This window comes from Kitasatospora sp. NPDC056651 (genome assembly GCF_042792155.1).
GTDB lineage: Bacteria > Actinomycetota > Actinomycetes > Streptomycetales > Streptomycetaceae > Kitasatospora.
This window is the reverse complement of record NZ_JBHTWX010000031.1, coordinates 1-23,691: the sequence shown is the minus strand read 5'-3', so window position 1 is coordinate 23,691 and position 23,691 is coordinate 1. Positions and strand designations below refer to the sequence as shown.

The following is a 23,691-nucleotide window of genomic DNA, read 5'->3' as shown; positions in this document are numbered from 1 at the left end:
GGTGAACTCTCTCATTCCGCTGCTGGTGGCGGCTCCACTGGCCGGTGCCGCCCTGCTGCTGCTCGGCGGCCGGGCGCTGGACCGGTACGGCCACTGGCTGGCCACGGCGCTCGCGGCGCTCTCGTTCGGCTTCGGCCTGGTCCTGTTCTCGGACATGCTCGGCCGTGACGCCGAGCACCGGGCGGTCACCCGGCACCTGTTCAGCTGGATCCCGGTGAACGGCTTCCAGGCCGACATCTCCTTCCGGCTCGACCAGCTGTCGATGACCTTCGTCCTGCTGATCACCGGCGTCGGCACGCTGATCCACCTCTACTCGGTCGGCTACATGGCGCACGACGAGCGCCGGCGCCGCTTCTTCGCGTACCTGAACCTGTTCCTGGCCGCCATGCTGCTGCTGGTGGTCGCCGACAACTACCTGCTGCTGTACTTCGGCTGGGAGGGCGTGGGCCTGGCCTCGTACCTCCTGATCGGCTTCTGGCAGCACAAGCCGAGCGCGGCGACGGCGGCGAAGAAGGCCTTCATCGTCAACCGGGTCGGCGACATGGGCCTGTCCATCGCGATCATGCTGATGTTCGCGGAGTTCGGCTCCTTCGCCTTCGACCCGATCCTCGGTTCGGCGGGCACGGTCGGGGGCGCGGGCGAGGCGAGCGAGGGCAAGCTGACGGCGATCGGCCTGATGCTGCTGCTGGCGGCCTGCGGCAAGTCGGCGCAGGTGCCGCTGCAGTCCTGGCTCGGGGACGCGATGGAGGGCCCGACCCCGGTCTCGGCCCTGATCCACGCGGCCACCATGGTGACCGCCGGGGTCTACCTGATCACCCGGTCCTCGGCGATCTTCGACCTGGCGCCGGACGCCCGGACCGCCGTGGTGGTGGTCGGCGCGGTCACGCTGCTGTTCGGTGCGGTCGTCGGTTGTGCCAAGGACGACATCAAGAAGGCGCTGGCCGGCTCGACCATGTCGCAGATCGGCTACATGGTGCTGGCGGCCGGGCTGGGCCCGATCGGCTACGTCTTCGCGATCATGCACCTGGTGACCCACGGCTTCTTCAAGGCCGGGCTGTTCCTCGGCGCCGGGTCGGTCATGCACGGCATGAACGACGAGGTGAACATGCGCCACTACGGCGGCCTGCGCAAGCACATGCGGTGGACCTACGTCACCTTCCTCGTCGGTTACCTCGCCATCATCGGCTTCCCGGGCCTGTCCGGCTTCTTCTCCAAGGACCGGATCATCGAGGCGGCGTTCGCCAAGGGCGGCACCGAGGGCTGGATCCTCGGGCTGTGCGCGCTGGTCGGCGCGGCGATCACCGCGTTCTACATGACCCGGGTGGTGGTGCTGACCTTCTTCGGCGAGAAGCGCTGGCAGCCGGACGCGGAGGGCAACCTCCCGCACCCCCACGACCCGCCGAAGACCATGGTGATCCCGATGGTGCTGCTGGCCGTCGGCTCGGCCGGCGCGGGAGCGCTGTTCGACGTCAACGACAGGTTCCTGAAGTGGCTGGAGCCGGTCACCGGCCACAGCGAGGGCAACTCGCCGCTCGGCGCGTGGACCGTCACCGGGCTGACCACGGCCTGCATGGTGGCCGGCGTCGGCCTCGCGTACCTGATGTACGGGCGCTCGCCGGTCCCGGTGGTGGCGCCGGTCGGCTCCCCGCTCACCCGGGCGGCCCGCCGCGACCTGCTGCAGGACGACTTCAACCACGCCGTGCTGGTGCGGCCGGGCTCGGCGCTCACCGCGACGCTGGTGTTCTTCGACAGCCGCGGCCTGGACGGCGCGGTGAACGGCCTGGCCGCCGCCATCGGCGGACTCTCCGGCCGGCTGCGGCGGGTCCAGAACGGCTTCGTCCGCTCCTACGCGCTCTCCATGTTCGGCGGCACGCTGGTGCTGGTCGCCATGACTCTCCTGATGAGGTCCGTCTGATGACTCGTCCCGAATCGCATTGGGAGGTCAGGCCATGAGTGCGTTGCTGACCGCCACCTGTGCCGTCCCGGCGGCCGGCGCGGTGCTGACCGCCGCCCTGCCGGCCGGGTCGAACGAGACCCGGCGCCGGACCACCAAGGCCGTCGCGCTGGGCGTCTCGGCCGTCACCCTGGCGCTGGCCGCCGTGGTGGCGACGCGGTTCGACCCGCACGGCGACCGCTTCCAGCTGAACGAGTCGTACAGCTGGATCCGCTCCTTCGGCATCACCTTCTCGCTCGGGGTGGACGGCATCGGCGCCGTCCTCGCCCTGCTCACGGCGGTGCTGGTGCCGATGGTGATCCTCGCCTCCTGGCACGACGCAGACCCGGCCGCCGGGCCCGACGGCACCTTCGAGAACGTGCGCCGGACCCAGGGCTTCTTCGCCCTGATCCTGGCGGTGGAGGCGATGGTGATCGTCTCCTTCTACGCCACCGACGTCTTCGTGTTCTACGTGTTCTTCGAAGCCATGCTGATCCCGATGTACTTCCTGATCGGCGGCTTCGGCGACCGGGCCGGCGGCCCCGAGTCGGCGCGCCAGCGCTCCTACGCGGCCGTGAAGTTCCTGCTCTACAACCTGCTCGGCGGCCTGGTGATGCTGGCCGCCGTGATCGGCCTGTACGTGATCGCGCAGGACCAGGGCTTCGGCACCTTCGACCTGCCGACCCTCACCTCGGCGATCGCCGACGGCCGGCTCCAGCTGACCGGCACCGCCGAGAAGGCGCTGTTCCTGGGCTTCTTCTTCGCCTTCGCGGTGAAGGCCCCGCTGTGGCCGCTGCACACCTGGCTGCCGAACGCGATGGGCGAGTCCACCGCCGGCACCGCGGTGCTGATCACCGCGGTGGTGGACAAGGTCGGCACCTTCGCGATGCTGCGCTTCTGCCTCGGACTGTTCCCGGACGCCTCGAAGACCTTCGCCCCGGCGATCCTGGTGCTGGCCCTGATCGGGATCGTCTACGGCGCGCTGCTGGCGATCGGCCAGAAGGACATCAAGCGCCTGGTGGCGTACGCGTCGATCTCGCACTTCGGCTTCATCATCATGGGCATCTTCGCCCTGACCAGCCAGGGCCAGAGCGGCGCCACCCTCTACATGGTCAACCACGGCCTGTCCACGGCGGTCTGGATGCTGGTGGCCGGCTTCCTGATCTCGCGCCGCGGCTCGCGACTGATCGCCGACTACGGCGGCGTGCAGAAGGTCGCCCCGGTGCTCGCCGGGACGTTCCTGATCGGCAGCCTGGCCACCCTGTCGCTGCCCGGGCTCGCCCCGTTCGTCAGCGAGTTCCTGGTGCTGGTGGGCACCTTCACCCGCTACCCGGCGATCGGCGTCGTGGCCACCTTCGGCATCGTGCTGGCCGCGCTGTACGCCCTGCTGCTGTACCAGCGCACCATGACCGGCCCGGTGCGGGAAGGGGTGCGGACGATGCCCGACCTCAAGGCCCGCGAACTGGCCGTGGTCGCCCCGCTGGTGGCGCTGACCATCCTGCTCGGCGTCTACCCCAAGCCGCTCACCGACCTGGTCAACCCCTCGGTGAACGCGACGCTCTCGCAGGTCCACGAGACCGATCCGGCGCCGGCCCACCCGGTCGCCGCCACCTCAGGAGGTGAGCAGAAGTGAGCGCCACCGCAGTGCTCGCCGCCGCGGGCGGCAACACCCCCAGCATCCCGGCGCCGCACATCGAGTACGGCCAACTGTCCCCGATGATCGTGGTGTTCGCCGCCGCGGTGGTCGGCGTCCTGGTCGAGGCCTTCGTGCCCCGCCGGTACCGGCACTGGACCCAGGTGTCGCTGGCCCTGACCGGGCTGGTCGGCGCCTTCGTCGCCGTCGTGGTGCTGGCCGTGCAGAGCCACGGCTTCACCCGGATCGACCTGCTGGCGATGGAGACGGTCGCGATGGACGGCCCGGCGCTCTTCCTCCAGGGCGTGATCCTGCTGGTCTCGGTGGTCGCGGTGCTCACCTACGCCGAGCGGAAGCTGGAGCCCAAGGCGGGCGGCCTGCCCGCCGACGCCTTCGCCGCCCAGGCCGCCGCCACGCCCGGCGGCGAGCAGGAGCGGGCCGCGATCCGGGCCGGCTTCGCCACCGGCGAGGTCTTCCCGCTCACCATGTTCGCGGTCGCCGGCATGCTGCTGTTCCCCGCCGCCAACGACCTGCTGACCATGTTCGTGGCGCTGGAGGTCTTCTCGCTGCCGCTGTACCTGCTCTGCGCGCTGGCCCGGCGCCGCCGGCTGCTCTCCCAGGAGGCGGCGGTCAAGTACTTCCTGCTCGGCGCCTTCGCCTCGGCGTTCTTCCTGTTCGGCACCGCGCTGCTGTACGGCTACGCGGGCAGTGTGAAGCTCGGCGACATCGGCGACGTCATCTCCGGCAAGGCGATGACCACCCCGGCGCAGCTGAGCACCACCCAGAGCGACGCGCTGGTGCTCACCGGCCTGGCGATGCTCTCGGTCGGCCTGCTGTTCAAGGTCGCCGCGGTGCCGTTCCACTCGTGGACCCCGGACGTCTACCAGGGTGCGCCGACCCCGGTGACCGGTTTCATGGCGGCGGCCACCAAGGTCGCGGCCTTCGGCGCCTTCCTGCGGCTGTTCTACGTGGCCTTCCCGGGCCTGCGGCTGGACTGGCGGCCGGTGATGTGGGGGGTGGCGATCCTCACGATGGTGGTCGGCGCGGTCCTCGCGGTGACCCAGCAGGACGTCAAGCGCCTGCTGGCGTACTCCTCGATCGCGCACGCCGGGTTCATCCTGACCGGCGTGATCGCCGTCAACAAGCAGGGCATCTCCTCGGTGTTGTTCTACCTGCTGGCGTACTCCTTCGTGACGCTCGGCGCGTTCGCCGTGGTCACCCTGGTGCGTGACTCCAAGGGGGAGGCGACCCACCTGTCCAGCTGGGCCGGGCTCGGACGGCGCTCGCCGCTGTTGGCGGCGGTGTTCGCACTGTTCCTGCTGGCCTTCGCCGGGATTCCGTTGACCTCGGGTTTCACCGGGAAGTTCGCGGTCTTCCAGGCCGCGGCCAGCGGCGGGGCCACCCCGTTGGTGGTCGTCGGTGTGCTGAGTTCGGCGGTGGCCGCGTTCTTCTACATCCGGGTCATCGTGCTGATGTTCTTCTCGGACCCGCAGCCCGGCGGTCCCACGGTGGCGATCCCGAGCGCCTTCACGGCGACCGCGATCGGGGTGGGGGTCCTGGTCACGCTGGGTCTCGGACTGCTCCCGCAGTACTTCCTGGACCTGGCCTCCAAGGCCTCGCTGTTCGTGCGCTGACCTTTTCGCCGGTTCCGGTGCCGGCCTTCGCACCGGCCTTGATGTCCGCCGCTCCCGACCGGGGGCCCGTCCGGGCCGCGCTTCGTCCGCGCGGCCCGGACGGCTCTTTCCCGGGGGCCGCACCGGGGGGCTTCCGAGGGTTCTCCCACCTTTATTTCCAGCCGATTTCACCCCCACCGCCGTCCGACCCGTACATCCGTCCTGACCAGGGCATCAAGCCCGATCATGACAGGATCCGCACGCCCGTGCAGTGATCCACTCACGACCGGATACCCTGCCTGTATGGCCAGCGGCGGCACTCAGGGACCAGGCCGCTAGATCGACCAGGGACAGAGGAGTGGTCTTCGTGACCGTCGTGGAACCCTTCGGGCTCAGCGTGCAGGACCGCGACCTGACCCGGGACGTCCAGGCCGGACTGGACGCGGTGGAGGCGGCGCTCGGCGAGGCCGTCAAGAGCGACGTCCCGTTCATCACCGTCACCGCCAGCCACCTCCTCGAAGCGGGCGGCAAGCGCTTCCGTCCGCTGCTCCTGCTGCTGGCGGCCCAGTTCGGCGACCCGGGGGCGCCCGGCGTGGTGCCCGCCGCCGTGGTGGTCGAACTGACGCACCTGGCCACGCTGTACCACGACGACGTCATGGACGAGGCGCCGGTGCGCCGGGGTGCCCCGAGCGCCAACTCCCGCTGGGACAACTCGGTCGCCATCCTCACCGGCGACTTCCTGTTCTCCCGGGCCTCCCAGGTGCTCTCCGACCTCGGCCCGGAGGCCGTGCGGATGCAGGCCGAGGCCTTCGAGCGGCTGGTCACCGGTCAGATCCTGGAGACCCGTGGCCCCGGCCCGGAGATGGATCCGCTGCTGCACTACCTGGACGTCCTGGAGGGCAAGACCGGCTCGCTGATCGCCGTCTCCTGCCGGATAGGAGCGCTGATGGCCGGTGCCGAGCGCGACCTGGTGGACACCCTCGGCGAGTTCGGCGAGCGGATCGGCATCGCCTTCCAGCTGGCCGACGACGTGCTCGACATCGCCAGCGACGGCCACGAGTCCGGCAAGACCCCCGGCACCGACCTGCGCGAGGGCGTGCCGACCCTGCCGACCCTGCTGCTCCGCCAGATGCCCGCCGACCCGTCCGACCCGGACGACACCCGGCTGCGCGAACTGCTCGACCAGGACCTCGCCGACGACGACCTGCACGCCGAGGCGCTGCGCCTGCTGCGGGCCCACCCCGCGCTGGAGCGCGCCCGCGCCGAGACGCTGCGCCGGGCCGAGGAGGCCCGGGCGCTGCTCGCCCCGCTGCCGGACTGCGCGGCCAAGACCGCCCTGGTGGGCCTCTGTGACGCGGTGGCGATCCGCACCATGTGAGCCGGGCCGGCGCGGTCCCGCCCAGGGACGGGGCGCGGCCGGGCCCAGGCCTTCGGCACCCCCGGGATGGGGGAGACTGACTCCCGTCAGCACTCTCCTGCCGGAAGGTCGCCATGCGTCGCGTCGTCATCGCCGAGGACTCCGTACTGCTGCGGGAGGGGCTGACCCGGCTGCTCACGGACCGTGGCCTGGAGGTCGTCGCGGGGGTCGGGGACGGTGATGCCCTGGTGAGGACCATCCACGAGCTGGCCGCGGCCGACGCCCTGCCGGACGTGGTGGTCTCCGACGTGCGGATGCCCCCGAGCCACACCGACGAGGGCCTGCGCGCCTGCGTCGAGCTTCGTGGCCGCTACCCGCAACTGGGCGTGCTGGTGCTGTCGCAGTTCGTGGAGGAACGTTACGCCTCGGAGCTGCTGGCCAACTCCACCCGGGGAGTCGGCTACCTGCTCAAGGACCGGGTCGCCGAGGTGCGCGAGTTCGCCGACGCGGTGGTCCGGGTCGCCGAGGGCGGCACCGCGCTGGACCCGGAGGTGGTGCAGCAGCTCTTCAGCCGCAGCCGCAAGGGCGACGTTCTGGCCAATCTCACGCCGCGCGAGCGCGAGGTGCTCGGACTGATGGCCGAGGGTCGCACCAACGCCGCCGTCGCCAAGCAGCTGGTGGTCTCCGACGGCGCGGTGGAGAAGCACGTCAGCAACATCTTCCTCAAGCTGGGTCTGGCCCAGAGCTCGGAGGACCACCGCCGGGTGCTGGCGGTGCTCACCTACCTCAACTCCTGAGGGCGTCGGCCCACCCCCCGGGCGACGCTCCCGGGCGACGACCGGGAGCGCATCTCGGCCATGCGTCCGTCGCGCCCTCGCGCCCGCCCGCCGGAGCCGGAATGATCTCCGCCGGGCGGGCGTTGACGCTCATGTGCGGTGCAGTCGCGGGCCGGTGAAATCTGCCGTGGCTCCGGCCGTCGTCGTGTCAGCCCGCATAGGATGCGAGAGGTGCACCAAGCGGACGGGGCACGGGGCCGCGCCCGCGGTGGTGCGCCCACGAGGAGGTCCGCGGCAGTGACCAGTCAGGTCGATCAGTCAGAGGCAGTGGACGGCTCGGACGGCGACGAGGCCCGGAGCGGGAGCGGCGACGCCGGCCCCGGCTCGGCCGCGCCCGCCGGCCCATCCGCCCCGGGCGGCCCACCGGTGAAGGGGGGCAAGCCGATCCGCAGACTCGATCGGGTGATCATCCGCTTCGCCGGCGACTCCGGTGACGGCATGCAGCTCACCGGTGACCGGTTCACCTCGGAGACGGCGTCCTTCGGCAACGACCTGTCGACGCTGCCGAACTTCCCGGCCGAGATCCGGGCCCCCGCCGGGACGCTGCCGGGTGTCTCGTCCTTCCAGCTGCACTTCGCGGACCACGACATCCTGACGCCGGGCGACGCCCCGAACGTGCTGGTCGCGATGAACCCGGCGGCCCTGAAGGCGAACCTCCCGGACCTGCCGCGCGGCGCGGCGATCATCGTCAACACCGACGAGTTCACCAAGCGCGCCCTGGCCAAGGTCGGTTACCCGGCGGATCCGCTCGGCGACGGCTCGCTGGACGCCTTCCACCTGCACAAGGTGCCGCTGACCACGCTGACCCTGGAGGCCCTCAAGGACAGCGGCCTGGCCCGCAAGGACGCGGAGCGGGCGAAGAACATGTTCGCCCTGGGCCTGCTGTCCTGGATGTACCACCGGCCGACGCGCGGAACGGAGTCGTTCCTGCGCACCAAGTTCGCCAAGAAGCCGCAGATCGCCGAGGCGAACATCAGCGCCTTCCGGGCGGGTTGGAACTTCGGCGAGACCACCGAGTCCTTCGCGGTCTCCTACGAGGTGCCGCCGGCCAAGCTCCCGGCGGGGCGCTACCGCAACATCTCCGGCAACCTCGCCCTGTCCTACGGGCTGATCGCCGCCGCGCGGCGCTGCGGCCTGCCGCTGTACCTGGGCTCGTACCCGATCACCCCGGCCTCGGACATCCTGCACGAGCTGAGCCGGCACAAGAACTTCGGGGTGCGCACCTTCCAGGCGGAGGACGAGATCGCCGGGATCGGGGCCGCGCTGGGCGCCTCGTTCGGCGGGGCGCTGGGGGTGACGACCACCTCCGGGCCCGGCGTGGCGCTGAAGTCGGAGACGATCGGGCTGGCGGTGTCACTCGAACTGCCGCTGCTGGTCGTGGACATCCAGCGCGGCGGCCCGTCCACCGGCCTGCCGACCAAGACCGAGCAGGCGGACCTGCTCCAGGCGATGTTCGGGCGCAACGGCGAGGCCCCGGTGCCGATCGTCGCCCCGGCCACGCCCGCGGAGTGCTTCGACGCGGCCCTGGAGGCGGCCCGGATCGCGGTCACCTACCGCACCCCGGTCTTCCTGCTCTCCGACGGCTACCTGGCCAACGGCTCGGAGCCCTGGCGCATCCCCGCCGTCGACGAACTCCCGCAGGTCGACCCGGGGTTCGCGACCGGACCGAACCGCGAGGACGGCGCCTTCTGGCCCTACCTGCGGGACCCGCGGACGCTGGCCCGGCCCTGGGCACTGCCCGGCACACCCGGACTCGAACACCGGATCGGCGGCATCGAGAAGCAGGACGGCACCGGCAACATCTCCTACGACCCGGCCAACCACGACTTCATGGTCCGCACCCGCCAGGCCAAGATCGACGGCATCACGGTCAAACCCCTGGAGGTGGACGACCCGAGCGGTGACGCCCGGGTGCTGGTGCTCGGCTGGGGCTCGACCTACGGGCCGATCACCGCCGCGGTGCGCCGGGTGCGTGCCGACGGCGGCGAGGTCGCCCAGGCCCACCTGCGCAACCTCAACCCGTTCCCGGCCAACCTGGGGACGGTGCTGCGCAGTTACGAGAAGGTCATCGTGCCCGAGATGAACCTGGGGCAGCTGGCCCTGCTGCTGCGGGCGAAGTACCTGGTGGACGCCGAGTCCTACAACCAGGTCCGCGGACTGCCCTTCAAGGCCGCCCAGCTGGCGGACGTGCTGTCGGCCGCGATCGGCACCCTGGACGAGGAGGACCACCGATGAGCGAGCACGCCTTCCCCTCCCTGAGTCTCGTCCCCAAGGCCGAAGGGCCGCAGAGCGCGAGGGACTTCAAGACCGACCAGGAAGTGCGCTGGTGCCCCGGCTGCGGGGACTACGCGATCCTGGCCGCCGTCCAGTCCTTCATGCCCGAGCTCGGCATCAAGCGCGAGAACACCGTGTTCGTCTCGGGCATCGGCTGCTCCTCGCGGTTCCCGTACTACATGAACACCTACGGGGTGCACTCGATCCACGGCCGGGCACCGGCGATCGCGACCGGGCTGGCCTCCTCGCGCCAGGACCTGAGCGTGTGGGTGGTGACCGGGGACGGCGACGCGCTGTCGATCGGCGGCAACCACCTGATCCACGCCCTGCGGCGGAACGTCAATCTGAAGATCCTGCTGTTCAACAACCGGATCTACGGCCTCACCAAGGGCCAGTACTCGCCGACCAGCGAACTCGGCAAGATCACCAAGTCCACCCCGATGGGCTCGCTGGACGCCCCGTTCAACCCGCTGTCGCTGGCGATCGGCGCCGAGGCCACCTTCGTCGCCCGCACCATCGACTCCGACCGCCAGCACCTCCAGTCCGTGCTGCGCGCGGCCGCCCAGCACCGGGGCACGGCCCTGGTGGAGATCTACCAGAACTGCAACATCTTCAACGACGGCGCGTTCGAGGTCCTGAAGGAGCCGGGCAGCCGGGACGAGGCGCTGATCCGGCTCGAACACGGCCGGCCCATCCGCTTCGGCGCCGACCTGGCCAACGGCGTCTTCCGCGGCCGGGACGGCGAACTGACCACCGCCCCCGTCACCGCGGACAACGAGGCGGACGTCCTGGTCCACGACGCCCACACCCCCAGCCCCGCCACCGCCTTCGCCCTCTCCCGCATCGCCGACGCCGACACCCTCCACCACACCCCGATCGGCGTGCTCCGCAGCGTCGAACGCCCGGTCTACGACGAGCTGATGGCCGACCAGCTGGCCGCCGCCACCAGCCGGAGCGGGCCCGGCGACCTCGCCGCCCTGCTCGCCGGCAGCGACACCTGGACGGTGGACTGACCACCGCCGGCCACACCGAGCGGCGCCCCCTGACCCGGCCGGGACAGGGGGCGCCGCTCTGCGCGCCTACCGCTCTGGCGCCTACCGCTCTTACTGCTCTTCGCGCCTACCGCGCATACCGCTCTTCGCGCCTACTGCCCGGCCTTGACCCACTCGACCAGCTCGATCGCCACCCCGTTCGGGTCGGTGATCTGGAAGAGCCTCTCGCCCCACGGCTCCTCGCGCAGCGGCAGGGTGATCGCGACCCCCTCCCCGCGCAGCCGCCGCTCCTCGGCGGCGACGTCCTCGACGACGAACGCCAGGATCACGCCGTCCGCGAGCCGGTGGCGCTGCTCCTCGGGCAGGACGTCGAGCCCGCGCCGCAGGTAGACGACGGCCACCCCGCCGCCGGGGTGGCCGAGCGAGACGAAGCCGTCGGCCGACATGTCCTCGCTGTAGCCGAAGTGCCGCTTGAGGAAGGCGGCGGAGGCGGTGACGTCCTCGACGGTCAGGGAGACGGCGGTCTTGGTGATCTGCAAGGAAGGACCCTCTCGTCGGTACCCGCAACGGTTATCCCGTACGCAGTACACTATACATAGTACGGAGAATTGCGCCAGGGGGATCCGCGCGCGATCGCGCCCGTGTTCGAGAAAGTCCGGCGGCGAACCGGGCCGCGCCGTTAGGGTCGGATCACCGCATCGAGCACTGGGGGGCGATCCGATGCCGGGTGCCGGATTCGAGGTTTCGCAGGAGCAGTTGAGGTCCGCGGCGGCCAACGCCTCGTCCATCGCCGCCGGACTGGGCACGCCGGTGCAGACCGCCGGCACGGCCTCGGGCGCCGCCGAGGCGGCCCTCGGGGGCTGGCAGGTGGCAGGGCAACTGGCCGCCGTGGTCACCGCGTGGACGCAGGGCGTGGAGAAGATCCGCACGGCGCTCGGGGCGGACGAGGAGTCGCTCCGCACGGCGGCCGACAACTACGGCACGACCGAGCAGGGGAACGCAGGGGCGCTCCAGTAGGACGACAGGGGAGGGGGGCTTCCGTGGTGGACTTCGCGCGCCTGCGCGACGTGAAGCTGGAGCCGGTGACGGAAGCCGGCAAGGACTGGCAGGCCGTCGCCAAATCGTTCGACCAGGCGCGGCAGCACATCGAGGAGTCGGTGCTGCAACCGCTCGGGACGTGGACAGGGCCGGCCGCGACCGGCGCCCGGCACTCCTTCGGGCAGCAGGAGTTGCAGCTCCAGGTGGCCGCGCTGGAACTCCAGGCGGTCGAAAGGGTGTTGACCGGCTTCGCCCAGGCGGTCGTCACCGCCCAGCAGGAACTCCAGTACGCGCTGACCGAGGCGAGCCGACGCGGCCTCACGGTCGACGCGAACGGCACGGTCACCGCGACTCCGACACCGGTGGAGCAGCTGCCGCAGAACGCGGCGCTCCGCCAGGAGGCCGCAGACTCCTACCGGATCGAGTCCGCCTACGCCGTCACCCTCACCGCCGACATCGCCGCCGCCGTCCAGGCGGCCACCCAGGCCGACGCCAAGTGCGCGGCCGAACTCGGGAAACTGGCAGGGGAGTCCAAGCTCCTCGACGGCTGGGGGCGGACGGGCCTCGCGGGCGCGGTACAGGCCGCAGCCAAGGACCTCGGCGAGGCCACCAGGCTCGCCGGATCGGTCGAGGGGGACGCCATCCCCACCGATCCGGCCGCCCGGGCCGCCTGGTGGGGCGGGCTGACGCCGGACCAGCGCAACCAGTTCCTGGACGCCGCGCCGTGGAAGGTCCAGGGCCTGCCCGGCGTGCCGAAGCTGGAGGACTACTACAAGCAACTCGCCCTGAAACAGGCCGGGATAGACCCGTCGAAGTGGGACCCGGATAAGGGCCTGGACTTCAACGACGAGACCGTGCAGAAGGTCTATGCCTGGTACCAGAAGATGTGGGACGAGAACCCGGACTTCCAGTGGGCCGGAATGGCCAAGCTGGCCGGGGCGCCGGTGTACGGAGGGCTGCACGACCTCGACGAGATCATCAAGGGCGCGGACGTCGGCGGGCTGGCCCTTCCTCCTCCGGCGGGGCTGCTGAGCGGCCTCGGCACGGACGAGGTGCAGTGGTTCCAGAACAAGTTCCTGAACATGCAGAAGGACATCTTCGACGACGTCGGCTCGATGCACGCCGCGTACCAGCAGTACGGCGTGGAGGGCATCGAGGCGTTGCGGCAGCAGAGGCCGGACAAGTACCCGCAAGAACTGGTCGATGCCTGGAAGGACATCGACTCGGGTGACCCAAAACGGGTGGCGGCGGGCAATGCGGCCCTGCTGGAACGTGAGCAGACCAAGGTGCTGCCGACCTCGTACGGGGAAGTGGAGGGCCATCACGGCCCGGTCGGGGAGTTGTTCTCCGAGGTGCTGTCGGGCATGACCGAATCGCCGATCCCGGGCGGGAAGTCCTTCAACGACTACTACGGTGGCCAGTGGTCGACCTGGTGGGACGACCGGTACGTGACCGACACGAACGACCGGATGGACTGGATCCGCAAGGACATGCTGCCCAAGTACCAGCAGCTCCTGGCGAATCCGCTGGAGGCGAAGAAACTCATCGACACCCCTTTGCTCGACCGGGCGGACCAGTACGAGGTACTGCCGTGACATCGGAGGCGCGTCGGAGGCTCCTGGTGGCGCTGCTCGTGGTGCTGCTCGCGGCCGGGTGCTACCTGGTGAACGAGCGACCGCGTCCGGTTCATTGGGATCTGCGGAACTCGCATCGAGGCGCCGATCTCGGGGCCGAGCTGGAGCCGCACAGCGGCCACGACTTCGTGAACCTGGGCCCGGTGGACATCGATCTACCAGGTGGTCAACGCTTCCAGGCCGACAGGATGGCGCTCATGGTGGCGGCAACCCACGACGACGCCGAGAACATCGACGAGCTCATCGGCTGGTATCCAGGGATGCCGCTCGACAAGGGGTACCGGACGGCCTTGGAGCTCGCTCGGCAGTTCGGTCTGAAGTCCGACAGGATCGAGGACTTCCGCCGGAACGTGCTCGACGATCTGGCGAAGGGCGACCGGGTCCAGCTCGGTGAGGAGGACGGTGGGTCCGATGTCCGGCTGTTGACTCCGGACGGCCCGCTCGTCAGCGTCAGCCTCAGGTACGAGACCGTCAACGACGGCCAGCCGGTGAAGGTCAGGATCAGTTTCGCCTGGGGCGAGAACCTGCGAGGCGCACTCCGGGACCAGGCCACCCAGTCCCCCTCCCCGACCGCGCCCTGATTCGGAGTCTCCGTGTCCCACGATGAAGTCGTCCGGCCGGTGGCCGTCACCTGGAACCTCCGTGGCAGCCACCTGCGCGGCGATGTCGGCTGGCCCGGTAACGTCCGGCGCCGCTGGCGCATCCCGACCGTCGCCGCGACCGTCGCGCTGCCGGGCGGGCGCTGGTTCACCGGGCGGGTGGAGCTGCTGGCCACCGCCGAGGGGGAGGCGATCGACCTGGTCAGCGCGACCTTCCCGGCCGCCACGGTGGACGACGCCTACCGGCTGTCGGGTGAGCTGGCCGCGTACTGGGGGCTGCCGGCCGAGCCGCTGGAGGTCTGGTACCGCGAGGTCCGGGCGGGGCTGGTGGCGGGGCGGCGGATCAACGGGTTCGGCTTGAGCGTCCGTGGTCCTCGGCTGGAGGAGCCGTCCGGGCCGACGGTGAACCTGGTGTTCCTCTTCGCGCCCGGCAGCCCGCGGCCGGTGCGGCCCGCGCTGTACTTCGAGTGGTCCTGACCGGTGCCCCGCGGGGTTCGGCGGGGCACCGGGCGGTCGGCGGAGAAGCGGATCGGCAGCGGCTCAGAAGACGCAGGGAATGCCGCCGTCGGACTCCGCGTCGACCATGGGGCCCTGCTGGGCCACGTTGGTGTCCGGGGCGGGCGGGGCGCTGGCGGCGGGCTTGTCGCCCGCGACGCCGGTGAAGGTGCTGCCGAGGGTGACGACGACGTGCTCGGCGGCCGTCGAGGCGGACTCGGTGGCGGTCACGCCGTAGCGGGCGGCGATCTGGTCGGCGGCCTCCTTGGCACCCTTGCCGTAGACGACGGTGGTGGCCTTCTGCTTGCTGCCGGCCGGGCCGGTCTTCCCCTCCTTGAACCCCATCGCGACCAGTGCCTTGGCCTCCGAGGCGGAGGTGACGCCGGCGGCCGAGGAGGCGTTGAAGACGTCGACGGTGACGGGTTTGGCGGCGGCCGGGGGCGGGGTGGTGGCCGGCTGGGCAGGGGCTGCGGGGGCCGCGGGGGCGGCGCTCTCGTCGGTCGGGGCCGGGACGGGACTGGTGTCCGCGTAGCCGAAGAGCTGCTTGACGATCTTCTGGACCTGCGGCGGGCTGACGATGTTGACGTCCTGGCCGTTGACCCTCTTGAGCTCGGCGACCGGGAGGGTGCGGAACTCCGCGTTGCCGCCGGTGAGGTTGGGGGCCTGCTGGGCGAAGTCCAGGATGTTCCACTCGTTGTCGATGACGAGGTCCTTCTGCACCACGCCCATCAGCTCCTGCATCTTGCCGAGGTCGCCGACGACGCCCTTCTGCTTCAGGTTGTGCACGACGGAGGAGATGAAGGCCTGCTGGCGGTGGGTGCGGGCGAAGTCGCTGTCGTTGCCGTCGCCGCCGTCGAGGTTGTGGCGCTGGCGGACGAAGGAGAGCGCCTGCGAGGCGTTGAGCTTGTTGATGCCCTTGTGGAAGTCGGCCCCGGAGCCCTGCCCTTCCATGGCCGGGTCCTTGGTGTCGTGGGTGAGGCAGACCTCGATCGGCTGGAGGGCCTTGGCGATGTCGTAGAAGCCCATCAGGTTGACCTCGGCGATGTGGTCGACGGGCTGGTCGAGGAACTTCTGGACGGTCTGGATGGTCGCCGCGCGTCCGGCGTCGCGGCCTGCCTTCTCCAGGTCGGCGCCCTTGAGCCCCTTGGCCTGGAGGGCCGGCGTGGCCTTGTCCTTGGCCTCGCCGTACGCCTCCTTGATCTTGCGCATGCCTGCCTGCTTGCCGTCGGCGCCGTAGGTCATGACGTAGTCGTCGCGGGGGATCGAGACGGCCTGCACCTTGCCGCCGTTCGCCGGTATGTGCAGCAGGATCAGGGAGTTGGTGTTGTAGCCGCCGATGTCGGAGCTGTGGCCGGCGTGCAGCTCGTCCTGGACGAACTCGGGCGGGAGGTCCGTGCCGTCCATGTTCTTGCGGCTGTCCAGGCCGATCAGCAGCAGGTTGACCGAGTTGTCCAGGTGCTTGGGCGCGTTCTTCTTGGTCTCGGCGATGACGTTGGAGGTGGTCATCCCGTCGGTGAGCTGCTTGTACTCGTACCAGACGACCCCGCTGGCGGCGAACACCGCCAGTCCGACGGTGCAGGCCACCACCCGGCCCGCGACCAGCAGGGGGGAGGGGCGGTGGGTCTTGGTGCGGCGGCCGTCCCCGGCGTTGTCAGCCATGCTGCCTCCTCGCCCGGACCAGCCGGACCGCGATCACGATGACGGCCGCGGCGGCGGCCTCGGCCATCACGGGAAAGCCGTGCACCACCCACTTTGCGGCGCCGGTGGCCAGGCCCTTGCCCAGGTACCGGTCGCGGTGGGCGGCCAGCTCGACGGCGGCCGTCACGCCGAGGACGACCAGTGGCGAGGCGGCGAGCACCCACCACCAGCCGTTGCGGCCGCTCAGCGCCGCTGCCAGGCCGGTGCCGAGCACCGCGCTCACGGCGAAGACCAACCCCATGCCGGGGCCGGACAGTTCGTCGACGACGGCGCCCACGACCGGCAGCCCGACGGCGACGACCGCGGGCAGTGCGGGGCCGGCGCGCAGGGGGCGCGGGCGACCGGCGGATCCGCCGCCCGCCGTCCGCCGCCGTGCTCCTTGGTCGGCCGACCGTCCTCGCTGCCCTGCCACGCCCTCACCCCCGGTGTTCCCGCGTCCCGTGCGTGCGCCACGGTGGCGCCCACGCCGCTCGCCGTCCGTTCATCCCGAAGTCCGAACGAACGTGTCCTGACGTACTTAAGTCGGATCGTCCGGATGTCCGGAAGTCCACTCATGGTGCTGCCACTTCTGGACGCCGGTTCGGGTCGGCCGGTTCCGGTGCGGGGTTCGACTGCCCGCGGCCGGGGAGGGGCGCTTCCGCTTTGCCTCTACACAGGTGTAGAAGTCGTACGCAGCATAGAGCACGGCTGTTCGGTGGCAATCCCGGGTCCGCTGCGCCCGACTTAACCACACCGGGCGGTTTCTTTGAGGGTCGGCCGACGGCCGACGGAGGAGGAGAGGGCCGTGGCGGCGACGGGCGGAGCGGGTCGGCCGGAGAAGCGCGGGGCGATCATGCGGGCCGCGGCGGTGGTGTTCGGGCGCGAGGGGTACGTCCGGGCCGGTATGGACGCGATCGCGGCCGAGGCGGGGGTGTCCAAGCGCACGGTCTACAACCACTTCCCCGACAAGGAGACCCTCTTCCTGTCGGTGGCCCTGCGGAACTCGGCCGAACTGGCGCAGCTGATCGGCGAGCTGATGGCGAGGCACCTCGGCCGGGTGGTGGACCTGCGGCAGAGCCTGATCGACTTCGCCGTCGAGCGGGCCCGCGCCGTGCTGTCCGCCGGCGAGCGCGGCGAGCACGGCGCGCTCGGCCGGGCGATCCGGGCCGAGGTGGCCAACATCCCGGCGGACGTCCTGGAGGCCTGGCTGGACGCCGGACCGGCGGCCTCCCAGCGTGAGCTCGCCGCGCACTTCGAGGCGCTCGGCGAACGCGGGCTGCTCGCGGCCGAGGACGCCGGACTGGCCGCCGAGCAGTTCACGCTGCTGACCTTCCACGGCATCGCCGAGCGCTCCTTCTGGGGCGCGCTCCCGGTGGCGGGCGAGGAGGCCGCGCGGATCGCGGCGGCCGGTGTGGACGCCTTCCTGCGGATCCACGGCGCTCCGCGGCGCTGAGGCGCGACGGGCCGGAAGGGCCGGGCGGGGGCGGCCGTAGCGCCACCCCCGCCCGGATCACCAGTCGAGGCCCTTGCCGAGGGTGTACGGCTCGCCTCCGGCCGGGACGAGCTGCCAGCGCTGCGCCGGGTTGCGGTCGTCCTGCCGGGCCAGGGCGAGCGGGGAGCCGGGGGCGGCCGCGGTGAGGAAGAGCGCGCCCTCGTCGGTGCGGGTGGTGCGGATCCGGACCCAGTCGTCGTCGATGGGCTCGAAGGTCCAGTGCTGGTTGGGCCGGTTGTGCTCGTTGTACAGCCAGGTCTGGCCGATGGAGTAGTTGTAGTCCATGACCATGACCGTGGCCGTGGCCGTGGCCTGGCCGCCCGGGTGCCTGCCGGTGGTCAGCAGGGTCTCCAGGAGGAAGCCGCCGTTCTCCTTGGCCCAGAAGGTCCAGCCCTGGGCGGTGGTGCCGTTGGGGCCCCAGGACTGGATGGCGGTGCCGGCCGAGGCGAGGCCGGAGCGGACGTCGGCGACGGTTCCGTCGGCGGACTTCAGGGCCCAGGTCTGGCCGTGCTGCGGGAGCGTGGGCATGGTCGCGCCTCTCGTCTGTGCTGCTGCCCCGGGCTGCTGCTGCGGCGGCTCGGGGCCTGACGAGGGACACGTTCCCGCGCTGCGGTAGACGACGGGTCAACACGCTTGGGGCAAAGTGTCGTTGATGCCGTGTCTACCGCGTCAGCAGTCCCCTGACCTGTGCGGCGTCCTCGGCGAGCCCCAGCCGCTCGTACACCTCCAGGGAGTCGACCAGGCAGGCCCGGGCCTGGCGCGGACGGCCGAGGCCGGTGAGCGCGGTGCCGAGGGTGCGCAACAGGGCGGCTTCCAGGGCGGCGCTGGTGCGTCGGGCGAGCGGGAGGACGGCTTCGGCGGCGTCGACGGCGAGCAGCCAGCGGCCGGCCTCGGCGTGGATGCGGGCGGCGAGGTCGCCGGCCGCGGCGGCGAAGACGGTGACCTGGAGCGCCGCGAACTCCTCGCGGGCGCCGACGGCGTGGGCGAGCGCCTCCTCCGGGTCGCCGCACAGCCGCAGCACCCGGGCGAGGTAGTAGCGGCCGGTCGCGGCGGAGACCGGGCCGGAGCGGCTCATCAGGCGGGCGCTGCGTTCGGCGGCGTCGCGGGCCTCGTCGAGGCGTCCGGTCTGGGCGGCGCTGAAGGCGAACTCGCCGAGCGCGCTGCCCTCGGCGCGCTGGGCGCCGAGGCGGTGGAACAGGTCGGCGGCGCGGCCGGCGTGCTCGGCTGCCTCGGCGTAGCGGCCGTGCATCCGGGCGTTGCTGCCGAGGGTGATCAGGGCCTTGGCGAGGACGCGTTCGGTGCGCTCGTCCTGTTCGGCGAGGGCGACGGCCCGGCGGATCTCCTCCTCGGACTCGGCGTAGCGGTTGATGTGCCAGAGCATGCTGCCGCGCAGGTAGCGGGCGAGGGCGAGCGGCCCGGGTTCGCCGCGGGAGGCGGCCTGTCGGGCGAGGTGTCCGGCGAGCTCGACGATGACGCCGGTCCGGGTGCGTTCGGGGAGGATGGCGCCCATCCGGTCGGCGAGTTCGGCGGCGCGGTCGAGCGGCAGGGCCGGGTCGGCGCAGGCGAGGGCGATGACGGCGGCGTGGACGTCGGACTGGTCGCGCATCCAGCGGACGGCTCCGGGGCCGTCGGAGATGGTCCGGCCCGGGGCCGTGACGGGGGCGCCGAGCAGGCTGAGTTCGGCCTGGTCGGCCTTGCGGGCGGCGCGGTCGGCGTTGCGGGCGGTGGCGAGGCAGAAGTCGAGCAGCCGGTCGAGGGCGGCGGTGCGTTCGGTGGGGCCGTCCTCGTCGGCGAGCCGGGCGCGGGCGTAGGCGCGGACGAGGTCGTGGTAGCCGTAGCGGCCGAAGCGGGGGGAGTGCAGCAGGTTGAGGTCGACGAGGGTTTCGAGCAGGTCGTCGGTCTCGGCCTCGGTGCGGTCGAGCAGCGCGGCGGCGCAGGACAGCGGGATGTCGGGGGCGTCGGGCATCGCCAACAGGCGGAAGGCGCGGGCGAGTTCGGGGTCCAGTCGGTGGTAGGAGAGCGCGAAGGTGGCTTCGACGGTGCGTTCGCCGTCGCTGAGTTCGGCCAGCCGGTGCTCGTGGCGCAGTCCTTCGGCGAGGGCGGCGAGGGTGAGTGCCGGGTCGGCGGCGAGCCGGGAGGCGACGATGCGGACGGCGAGCGGCAGCAGTCCGCAGGCCTGGACGACCTCCTCGGCGGCGTCGGGTTCGGCGGCGACGCGTTCGGCGCCGACGACGCGGGTGAGCAGTTCCAGGGCCTGTCCGGCGGGCAGGGTGTCCAGGCGCAGCTGGTGGGCGCCGGAGAGGCGGGCCAGCCGGTGGCGGCTGGTGATGAGGACGGCGCAGCCGGCCGAGCCGGGCAGCAGCGGTTCGACGTGGCCGGGGGTGGCGGCGTTGTCGAGGACGACCAGGACGCGCCGCCCGGCGAGGGCGGAGCGGTAGAGGGCGCTGCGTTCGCCGGTGTCCGGCGGGACGTCGGCGGGGTCGACGCCGAGGGCGCGCAGGAATCCGGCGAGGACGGTGCCCGGGTCGGGCGGGGTGCGGTCGGCGCCGCGCAGGTCGGCGAAGAGCTGCCCGTCGGGGAAGCGCGCGCGGACCAGCCGGGCGGCGTGCACGGCGAGGGTGGTCTTGCCGACGCCGCCCATGCCGTCCAGGGCGGAGACGACGACGGCGCGCCCGCCGGCCGCGGAGAGCTGGTCGGTGAGGGTGTCGACCTCCTCGGCACGTCCGGTGAAGTCGGGTAGGCCGGAGGGGAGTTGGTCGGGGGCCTGCCAGTCGGCGGCGGTGGCGTCGGGTTCGGCCGGGCCGGTGGCGGCGTGCGCGGGCAGCAGGGAGGCGTCCTCGCGCAGGATGCGCAGCTGGAGGTCGGCGGGGGCGCTCCGGCCGGGCGGGAGCCAGGCGCGGGCGTCCTCGTACACGGCGAGCGCCTCGGCCTTGCGGCCCGCCTGGTGGAGGGCGCGCATCAGGACGGCGGTGAGCCGGGGGCGGCCGGGGTGCTCCAGGGCGAAGGCGGTGACCGCCGCGGTGAGGTCGGTGCGGTCGCCGAGGTCGGCGTCCAGCTCCAGCTCCGTCTCGCCGGCCGAGATCCGCTGCTCGGTGAGACGGGCCCGGACGGCTTCGGCGTGCGGCCCGGGCAGTCCGGCCAGCGGTTCGCCGACCCACAGCCGGTGGGCGCGTCGCAGCACCTCCCGTACCTCCTGAGGCGGCGCGTCCGCCTCGCGCAGTCGTCCGGCTTCGGCCAGCAGGGCGTCCCACGCGGCCGTGTCCGACCGGGCCCCGGCCGCCTTGAACGCGTAGCCGTCGCCGATCCGGACCAGCGGCATCCGGTCCGGATCGTCCCCGGCGTACGGCCGGAACGCGCTGCGCAGCCGGGAGACGGCGAGTTGGACGGCCTTGCGCGGATCGGCCGGCGCGGCCCCGCCCCACACCCCCTCGACCAGCACCGGGACGGCCACCGTCCGCCCGGCGGCGTCCAGCAGGACGGCGAGCACGGCCCGCTGCTGCGGCCTGCCCAGCTCCAGTTCCCGCTCCCCGTACCAGGCCCGCAGCGGCCCCAGCAGTCCGAACCGCAGTCCGGTGCCCCCCATGTCACCCATGCCAGTCCCCGAAAGTCGTTCTGTGCCGGGATCCCGCCACTTCCGTCCGGACGGCGAGGCCCCCGTACCCCGGCGGCCTATTCTCTGTCACAGGTTGTGTACCCGATCGTGGGCTTCGAGGAGTGGGTGGGCCGTGGGCCTGGCGTTCAGCCTGCTGGGGCCGCTGCGGGCGCGGTGCGACGGCCAGGAGCTCGACCTCGGCCGACCGCAGCAGCGGGCCGTGCTCGCGGCGCTGCTGATACCGCCGGGGCAGCTGGTTTCCACGGATCGGCTGGTCGAGGACCTGTGGGGGGCGGACGACACCTGCTGGCCGAAGGACCCGGTGGGGCAGATCGGCACCCACGTCCACCGGCTGCGACGTGCGCTGGGCGCGCCCGGGCTGCTGGTCGGGGCGTCCGGCGGCTACCGGCTGGAGGTGCCGCGCACGGCGGTGGACCTCTTCCGTCACGAGGCCGAGGTGACGGAGGCCGTCGCGCTGCGTCACCAGGATCCGCAGCGGGCGCGCGAGCTGCTGGCACGGGCGCTGGGGGCCTGGGACGGGCCCCGTGCGCTGGACGGCGTGCCCGGGGCGTTCGCCGCGCGGGTCCGGGAGCGGCTGGCGGCCGGGCGGCTCGCGACGGTGAAGGTGCTGCTCGACCTGGACCTGGCGCTCGGCCGGCACACCGAGGCGCTGGAGCCGCTGGCCGGGCTGGCGGCCTCGCACCCGCAGGACGAGGAGGTGCACCGGCTGCACCTGCTGGCGCTGCACCGCTGCGGGCGGACGGCGGAGGCGCTGGCGGGGTACGAGGCGCTGCGGGAGCGGCTGGACGGGGAACTGGGGCTGGAACCCGCCCCGGCGCTGGCCGAGCTGGCCGAGCAGATCAGGCGGGGCGAGGCACCGGTGCTGCTGCGGCGGCTGCCGAGGCCGCAGCAGCTGCCGCCGGACATCCCGGACCTGGTCGGTCGGGCGGTGCGGGTGCGGGAGGCGGAGCGGGTGTTGCGGGCGGGCGGTGCGCCGGTGCTGGGGCTGTCGGGGCCGGCGGGCAGCGGCGTCTCGGCTCTGGCGGTGCACGTCGCGCACAGCGTCCAGGACGCCTTCCCGGACGGGCAGCTGTACGCGGGCGGGCAGTTGTACGAGGGCGGCGGAGAGACGGGGGCCTTGCTCGCCGGATTCCTGCGCGCGCTGGGGGAACGGCCGGCGGCGGGGGCGGCCGTCGAGGAGCTGGGCGCGCGCTACCGCGGGCTGCTCGCCGGGCGGCGGGTGCTGGTGCTGCTCGACGGCGTGGCCGACCCCGGGCCGCTGCTGCCCGGGACGACGGGCTGCGCGGTGGTGGCCGCGGGCGCGGAGCCGGGTGCGCTGCCCGAGGACGCCGTGCGGCTGGCGGTGGGACCGCTGGAGCCGCACGACGCCTACGAGCTGCTGGCCCGGATCGTCGGCGCGGACCGCGTCCGGCAGGAGCCGGACGCGGTGGCGGAGGTGGCCGCGCTCTGCGGCCACCTCCCGGTGCTGCTGCGGGCGGCGGCGACGCGGCTCGCGGCCCGGCCGCGCTGGTCGGTGGCCGACCTGGTCAGGTGGCTCGCCGAGCGGGGCTGAGGGCTCCTTCTCTCTTCGGGCTTCTCTTTAGTAGGGGTCCGAGGAGCCCAGCCGGAGGGTGAGCTGGTGCATGAAGAAGTTCGTGCTGCCCTGGCCCAGCTCGATGTGGAGACCACCGCCGCTGTGTACGCGGAGGGAGGCCACGCCGGGCCCGGTCTTGAAGACGTTGTTGGTCCAGCAGACCTTGTTGCCGGCACCGTAGACGACGAAGTTCCCGTCGCCCTGCATGATCGCCCGGTCGCCGCAGCCGATCGTGCGGGTGGCCCACGGGGCCGTGGTGACGCCGTTCGAGCCGGTGACGTACAGGACCAGGTTCCCGTCGCCCTGCATGACCAGCTGGGTGTCGCCGGCGGTGAGCCACTGGTTCTTGTAGAGGATCCCGGGTTCGTTCATCCACGCCTCCTGGTAGCCCTCGGCCGCAGTCGCGCTCCCCGCGCCGACCAAGGTCGCGGTCAGCGCCAGCGCGGCGGTCGCCGTCCCGACGGCCAGCCGCCGGACCTTCTTCATCGTCTTCTTCATGCCCCGTGAACCCTCTCTCGTGCTGCTCGTGCTGCTCGTGCTGTCGGCGGCCACGAGGTCCCCGTGGCGTGGCGTCCGATGGGAGTGATGGTGGGAGACAGCGGTAGACAAACGATGAACGCGGCGTCGGGCACGGTCGGCCGTCCCGGGCCGTTTGGCTTGGGCCCGGGGGAGGAGTACTGTTCTCTAGTCGCTCGACAGGGAGCACCGGACACGCATCTGCGCGGACGGTCCCGGGGCGGCCAATCCTCTGAAACACCACTTCCCGGTTCGGTCCGGGTCGCTTCGTCGTTTTCGCGTCGCGGCCTGGTGCGTATTCGGTGTGCTCGTTTTATTGGGTTGCGGCCGGATTCGCTTTTCGGAGCGGGGATCGGCTAGAGTTTGAAACGTCGGACAGGGCGTCAAGCCCCGGAAGACACCGGCGAGTTGGATGA

General features: G+C 72.1%; 19 protein-coding genes. 13 read left to right on the top strand and 6 right to left on the bottom strand.

Annotated features, from left to right (window positions below; all coding sequences use genetic code 11):
* Window position 1: 1 nt before the first annotated feature.
* The 7 genes from nuoL to ACFRAR_RS14905 all read left to right on the top strand — a co-directional run bounded on the left by nuoL (window position 2) and on the right by ACFRAR_RS14905 (window position 10,659).
* A complete protein-coding gene (gene nuoL, locus ACFRAR_RS14935) occupies window positions 2-1,915 on the top strand; it encodes an NADH-quinone oxidoreductase subunit L (protein WP_380698462.1) in 1,914 nt (637 codons plus the stop codon).
* A gap of 34 nt (window positions 1,916-1,949) precedes the next feature.
* A complete protein-coding gene (locus ACFRAR_RS14930; RefSeq protein ID WP_380698461.1) occupies window positions 1,950-3,566 on the top strand; it encodes an NADH-quinone oxidoreductase subunit M in 1,617 nt (538 codons plus the stop codon).
* Window positions 3,563-5,200, top strand: a complete 1,638-nt coding sequence (nuoN, locus tag ACFRAR_RS14925; protein ID WP_380698460.1) for an NADH-quinone oxidoreductase subunit NuoN — start codon at window positions 3,563-3,565, stop codon at window positions 5,198-5,200. The genes ACFRAR_RS14930 and nuoN overlap by 4 nt, the downstream gene beginning before the upstream one ends.
* Window positions 5,201-5,546: 346 nt before the next feature.
* A complete protein-coding gene (locus ACFRAR_RS14920; RefSeq protein ID WP_380698459.1) occupies window positions 5,547-6,557 on the top strand; it encodes a polyprenyl synthetase family protein in 1,011 nt (336 codons plus the stop codon).
* Window positions 6,558-6,670: 113 nt separating this feature from the next.
* Entirely contained in the window at window positions 6,671-7,333 is a 663-nt protein-coding gene (locus tag ACFRAR_RS14915) for a response regulator (protein ID WP_380698458.1), read from the top strand.
* A gap of 276 nt (window positions 7,334-7,609) precedes the next feature.
* Window positions 7,610-9,607, top strand: a complete 1,998-nt coding sequence (locus ACFRAR_RS14910) for a 2-oxoacid:acceptor oxidoreductase subunit alpha (protein WP_380698457.1) — start codon at window positions 7,610-7,612, stop codon at window positions 9,605-9,607.
* Window positions 9,604-10,659: a 2-oxoacid:ferredoxin oxidoreductase subunit beta gene (locus ACFRAR_RS14905; RefSeq protein ID WP_380698456.1), complete on the top strand. Its 1,056-nt coding sequence runs from the start codon at window positions 9,604-9,606 to the stop codon at window positions 10,657-10,659. Before ACFRAR_RS14910 ends, ACFRAR_RS14905 begins: the two co-directional genes overlap by 4 nt.
* Before the next feature lie 131 nt (window positions 10,660-10,790).
* Here the strand turns inward: ACFRAR_RS14905 and ACFRAR_RS14900 are convergent, their stop codons facing one another.
* Window positions 10,791-11,177 carry a VOC family protein gene (locus tag ACFRAR_RS14900; RefSeq protein ID WP_380698455.1) on the bottom strand — a complete coding sequence of 129 codons (387 nt, stop codon included), beginning with the start codon at window positions 11,175-11,177 and terminating at the stop codon, window positions 10,791-10,793.
* A 181-nt stretch (window positions 11,178-11,358) separates the two neighbouring features.
* Between ACFRAR_RS14900 and ACFRAR_RS14895 the strand changes: the two genes are divergently transcribed.
* The 4 genes from ACFRAR_RS14895 to ACFRAR_RS14880 are packed head-to-tail and all read left to right on the top strand — an operon-like array spanning window position 11,359 to window position 14,386.
* Window positions 11,359-11,655, top strand: a complete 297-nt coding sequence (locus ACFRAR_RS14895; RefSeq protein ID WP_380698454.1) for a type VII secretion target — start codon at window positions 11,359-11,361, stop codon at window positions 11,653-11,655.
* Between the two features lie 23 nt (window positions 11,656-11,678).
* On the top strand, window positions 11,679-13,271 hold the full coding sequence (locus ACFRAR_RS14890) for a WXG100 family type VII secretion target (RefSeq protein WP_380698453.1): 1,593 nt from the start codon (window positions 11,679-11,681) through the stop codon (window positions 13,269-13,271).
* 26 nt (window positions 13,272-13,297) lie between these two features.
* Complete coding sequence (locus tag ACFRAR_RS14885) at window positions 13,298-13,891, top strand: hypothetical protein (RefSeq protein WP_380698452.1); 594 nt, start codon at window positions 13,298-13,300, stop codon at window positions 13,889-13,891.
* A gap of 12 nt (window positions 13,892-13,903) precedes the next feature.
* Window positions 13,904-14,386 carry a hypothetical protein gene (locus tag ACFRAR_RS14880; RefSeq protein ID WP_380698451.1) on the top strand — a complete coding sequence of 161 codons (483 nt, stop codon included), beginning with the start codon at window positions 13,904-13,906 and terminating at the stop codon, window positions 14,384-14,386.
* A gap of 63 nt (window positions 14,387-14,449) precedes the next feature.
* Here ACFRAR_RS14880 and ACFRAR_RS14875 read toward each other — a convergent pair whose 3' ends face one another.
* Together ACFRAR_RS14875 and ACFRAR_RS14870 are read right to left on the bottom strand one after the other, a co-directional pair.
* A complete protein-coding gene (locus ACFRAR_RS14875) occupies window positions 14,450-16,063 on the bottom strand; it encodes an LCP family protein (protein ID WP_380698450.1) in 1,614 nt (537 codons plus the stop codon).
* Window positions 16,056-16,514 carry a DUF6542 domain-containing protein gene (locus ACFRAR_RS14870; protein WP_380698449.1) on the bottom strand — a complete coding sequence of 153 codons (459 nt, stop codon included), beginning with the start codon at window positions 16,512-16,514 and terminating at the stop codon, window positions 16,056-16,058. The genes ACFRAR_RS14875 and ACFRAR_RS14870 overlap by 8 nt, the downstream gene beginning before the upstream one ends.
* Window positions 16,515-16,886: 372 nt before the next feature.
* On the opposite strand from ACFRAR_RS14870, the gene ACFRAR_RS14865 reads away from it, so the two are divergent.
* A complete protein-coding gene (locus ACFRAR_RS14865; protein WP_380698448.1) occupies window positions 16,887-17,534 on the top strand; it encodes a TetR/AcrR family transcriptional regulator in 648 nt (215 codons plus the stop codon).
* 57 nt (window positions 17,535-17,591) lie between these two features.
* Here ACFRAR_RS14865 and ACFRAR_RS14860 read toward each other — a convergent pair whose 3' ends face one another.
* A complete protein-coding gene (locus ACFRAR_RS14860) occupies window positions 17,592-18,101 on the bottom strand; it encodes an RICIN domain-containing protein (RefSeq protein ID WP_380698447.1) in 510 nt (169 codons plus the stop codon).
* 133 nt (window positions 18,102-18,234) lie between these two features.
* Window positions 18,235-21,165, bottom strand: coding sequence for a BTAD domain-containing putative transcriptional regulator (locus ACFRAR_RS14855; protein WP_380698446.1), 2,931 nt, complete (start codon window positions 21,163-21,165; stop codon window positions 18,235-18,237).
* A gap of 133 nt (window positions 21,166-21,298) precedes the next feature.
* Here ACFRAR_RS14855 and ACFRAR_RS14850 point away from each other — a divergent pair, with 133 nt between their 5' ends.
* A complete protein-coding gene (locus ACFRAR_RS14850; protein WP_380698445.1) occupies window positions 21,299-22,738 on the top strand; it encodes a BTAD domain-containing putative transcriptional regulator in 1,440 nt (479 codons plus the stop codon).
* 27 nt (window positions 22,739-22,765) lie between these two features.
* Here ACFRAR_RS14850 and ACFRAR_RS14845 read toward each other — a convergent pair whose 3' ends face one another.
* Window positions 22,766-23,257 (bottom strand): hypothetical protein, encoded by a 492-nt coding sequence (locus tag ACFRAR_RS14845; protein ID WP_380698444.1) that lies wholly within the window; start codon window positions 23,255-23,257, stop codon window positions 22,766-22,768.
* Window positions 23,258-23,691: the final 434 nt, after the last annotated feature.

Excerpts from the sequence above, each read along its gene's own strand:
- ACFRAR_RS14930 (WP_380698461.1), top strand. The coding sequence starts at position 1,950 with ATGAGTGCGTTGCTGACCGCCACCTGTGCCGTCCCGGCGGCCGGCGCG.
- ACFRAR_RS14905 (WP_380698456.1), top strand. The coding sequence starts at position 9,604 with ATGAGCGAGCACGCCTTCCCCTCCCTGAGTCTCGTCCCCAAGGCCGAA.
- ACFRAR_RS14845 (WP_380698444.1), bottom strand. The coding sequence starts at position 23,257 with ATGAAGAAGACGATGAAGAAGGTCCGGCGGCTGGCCGTCGGGACGGCG.
- ACFRAR_RS14895 (WP_380698454.1), top strand. The coding sequence starts at position 11,359 with ATGCCGGGTGCCGGATTCGAGGTTTCGCAGGAGCAGTTGAGGTCCGCG.
- ACFRAR_RS14860 (WP_380698447.1), bottom strand. The coding sequence starts at position 18,101 with ATGCCCACGCTCCCGCAGCACGGCCAGACCTGGGCCCTGAAGTCCGCC.
- ACFRAR_RS14855 (WP_380698446.1), bottom strand. The coding sequence starts at position 21,165 with ATGGGTGACATGGGGGGCACCGGACTGCGGTTCGGACTGCTGGGGCCG.
- ACFRAR_RS14915 (WP_380698458.1), top strand. The coding sequence starts at position 6,671 with ATGCGTCGCGTCGTCATCGCCGAGGACTCCGTACTGCTGCGGGAGGGG.
- ACFRAR_RS14875 (WP_380698450.1), bottom strand. The coding sequence starts at position 16,063 with ATGGCTGACAACGCCGGGGACGGCCGCCGCACCAAGACCCACCGCCCC.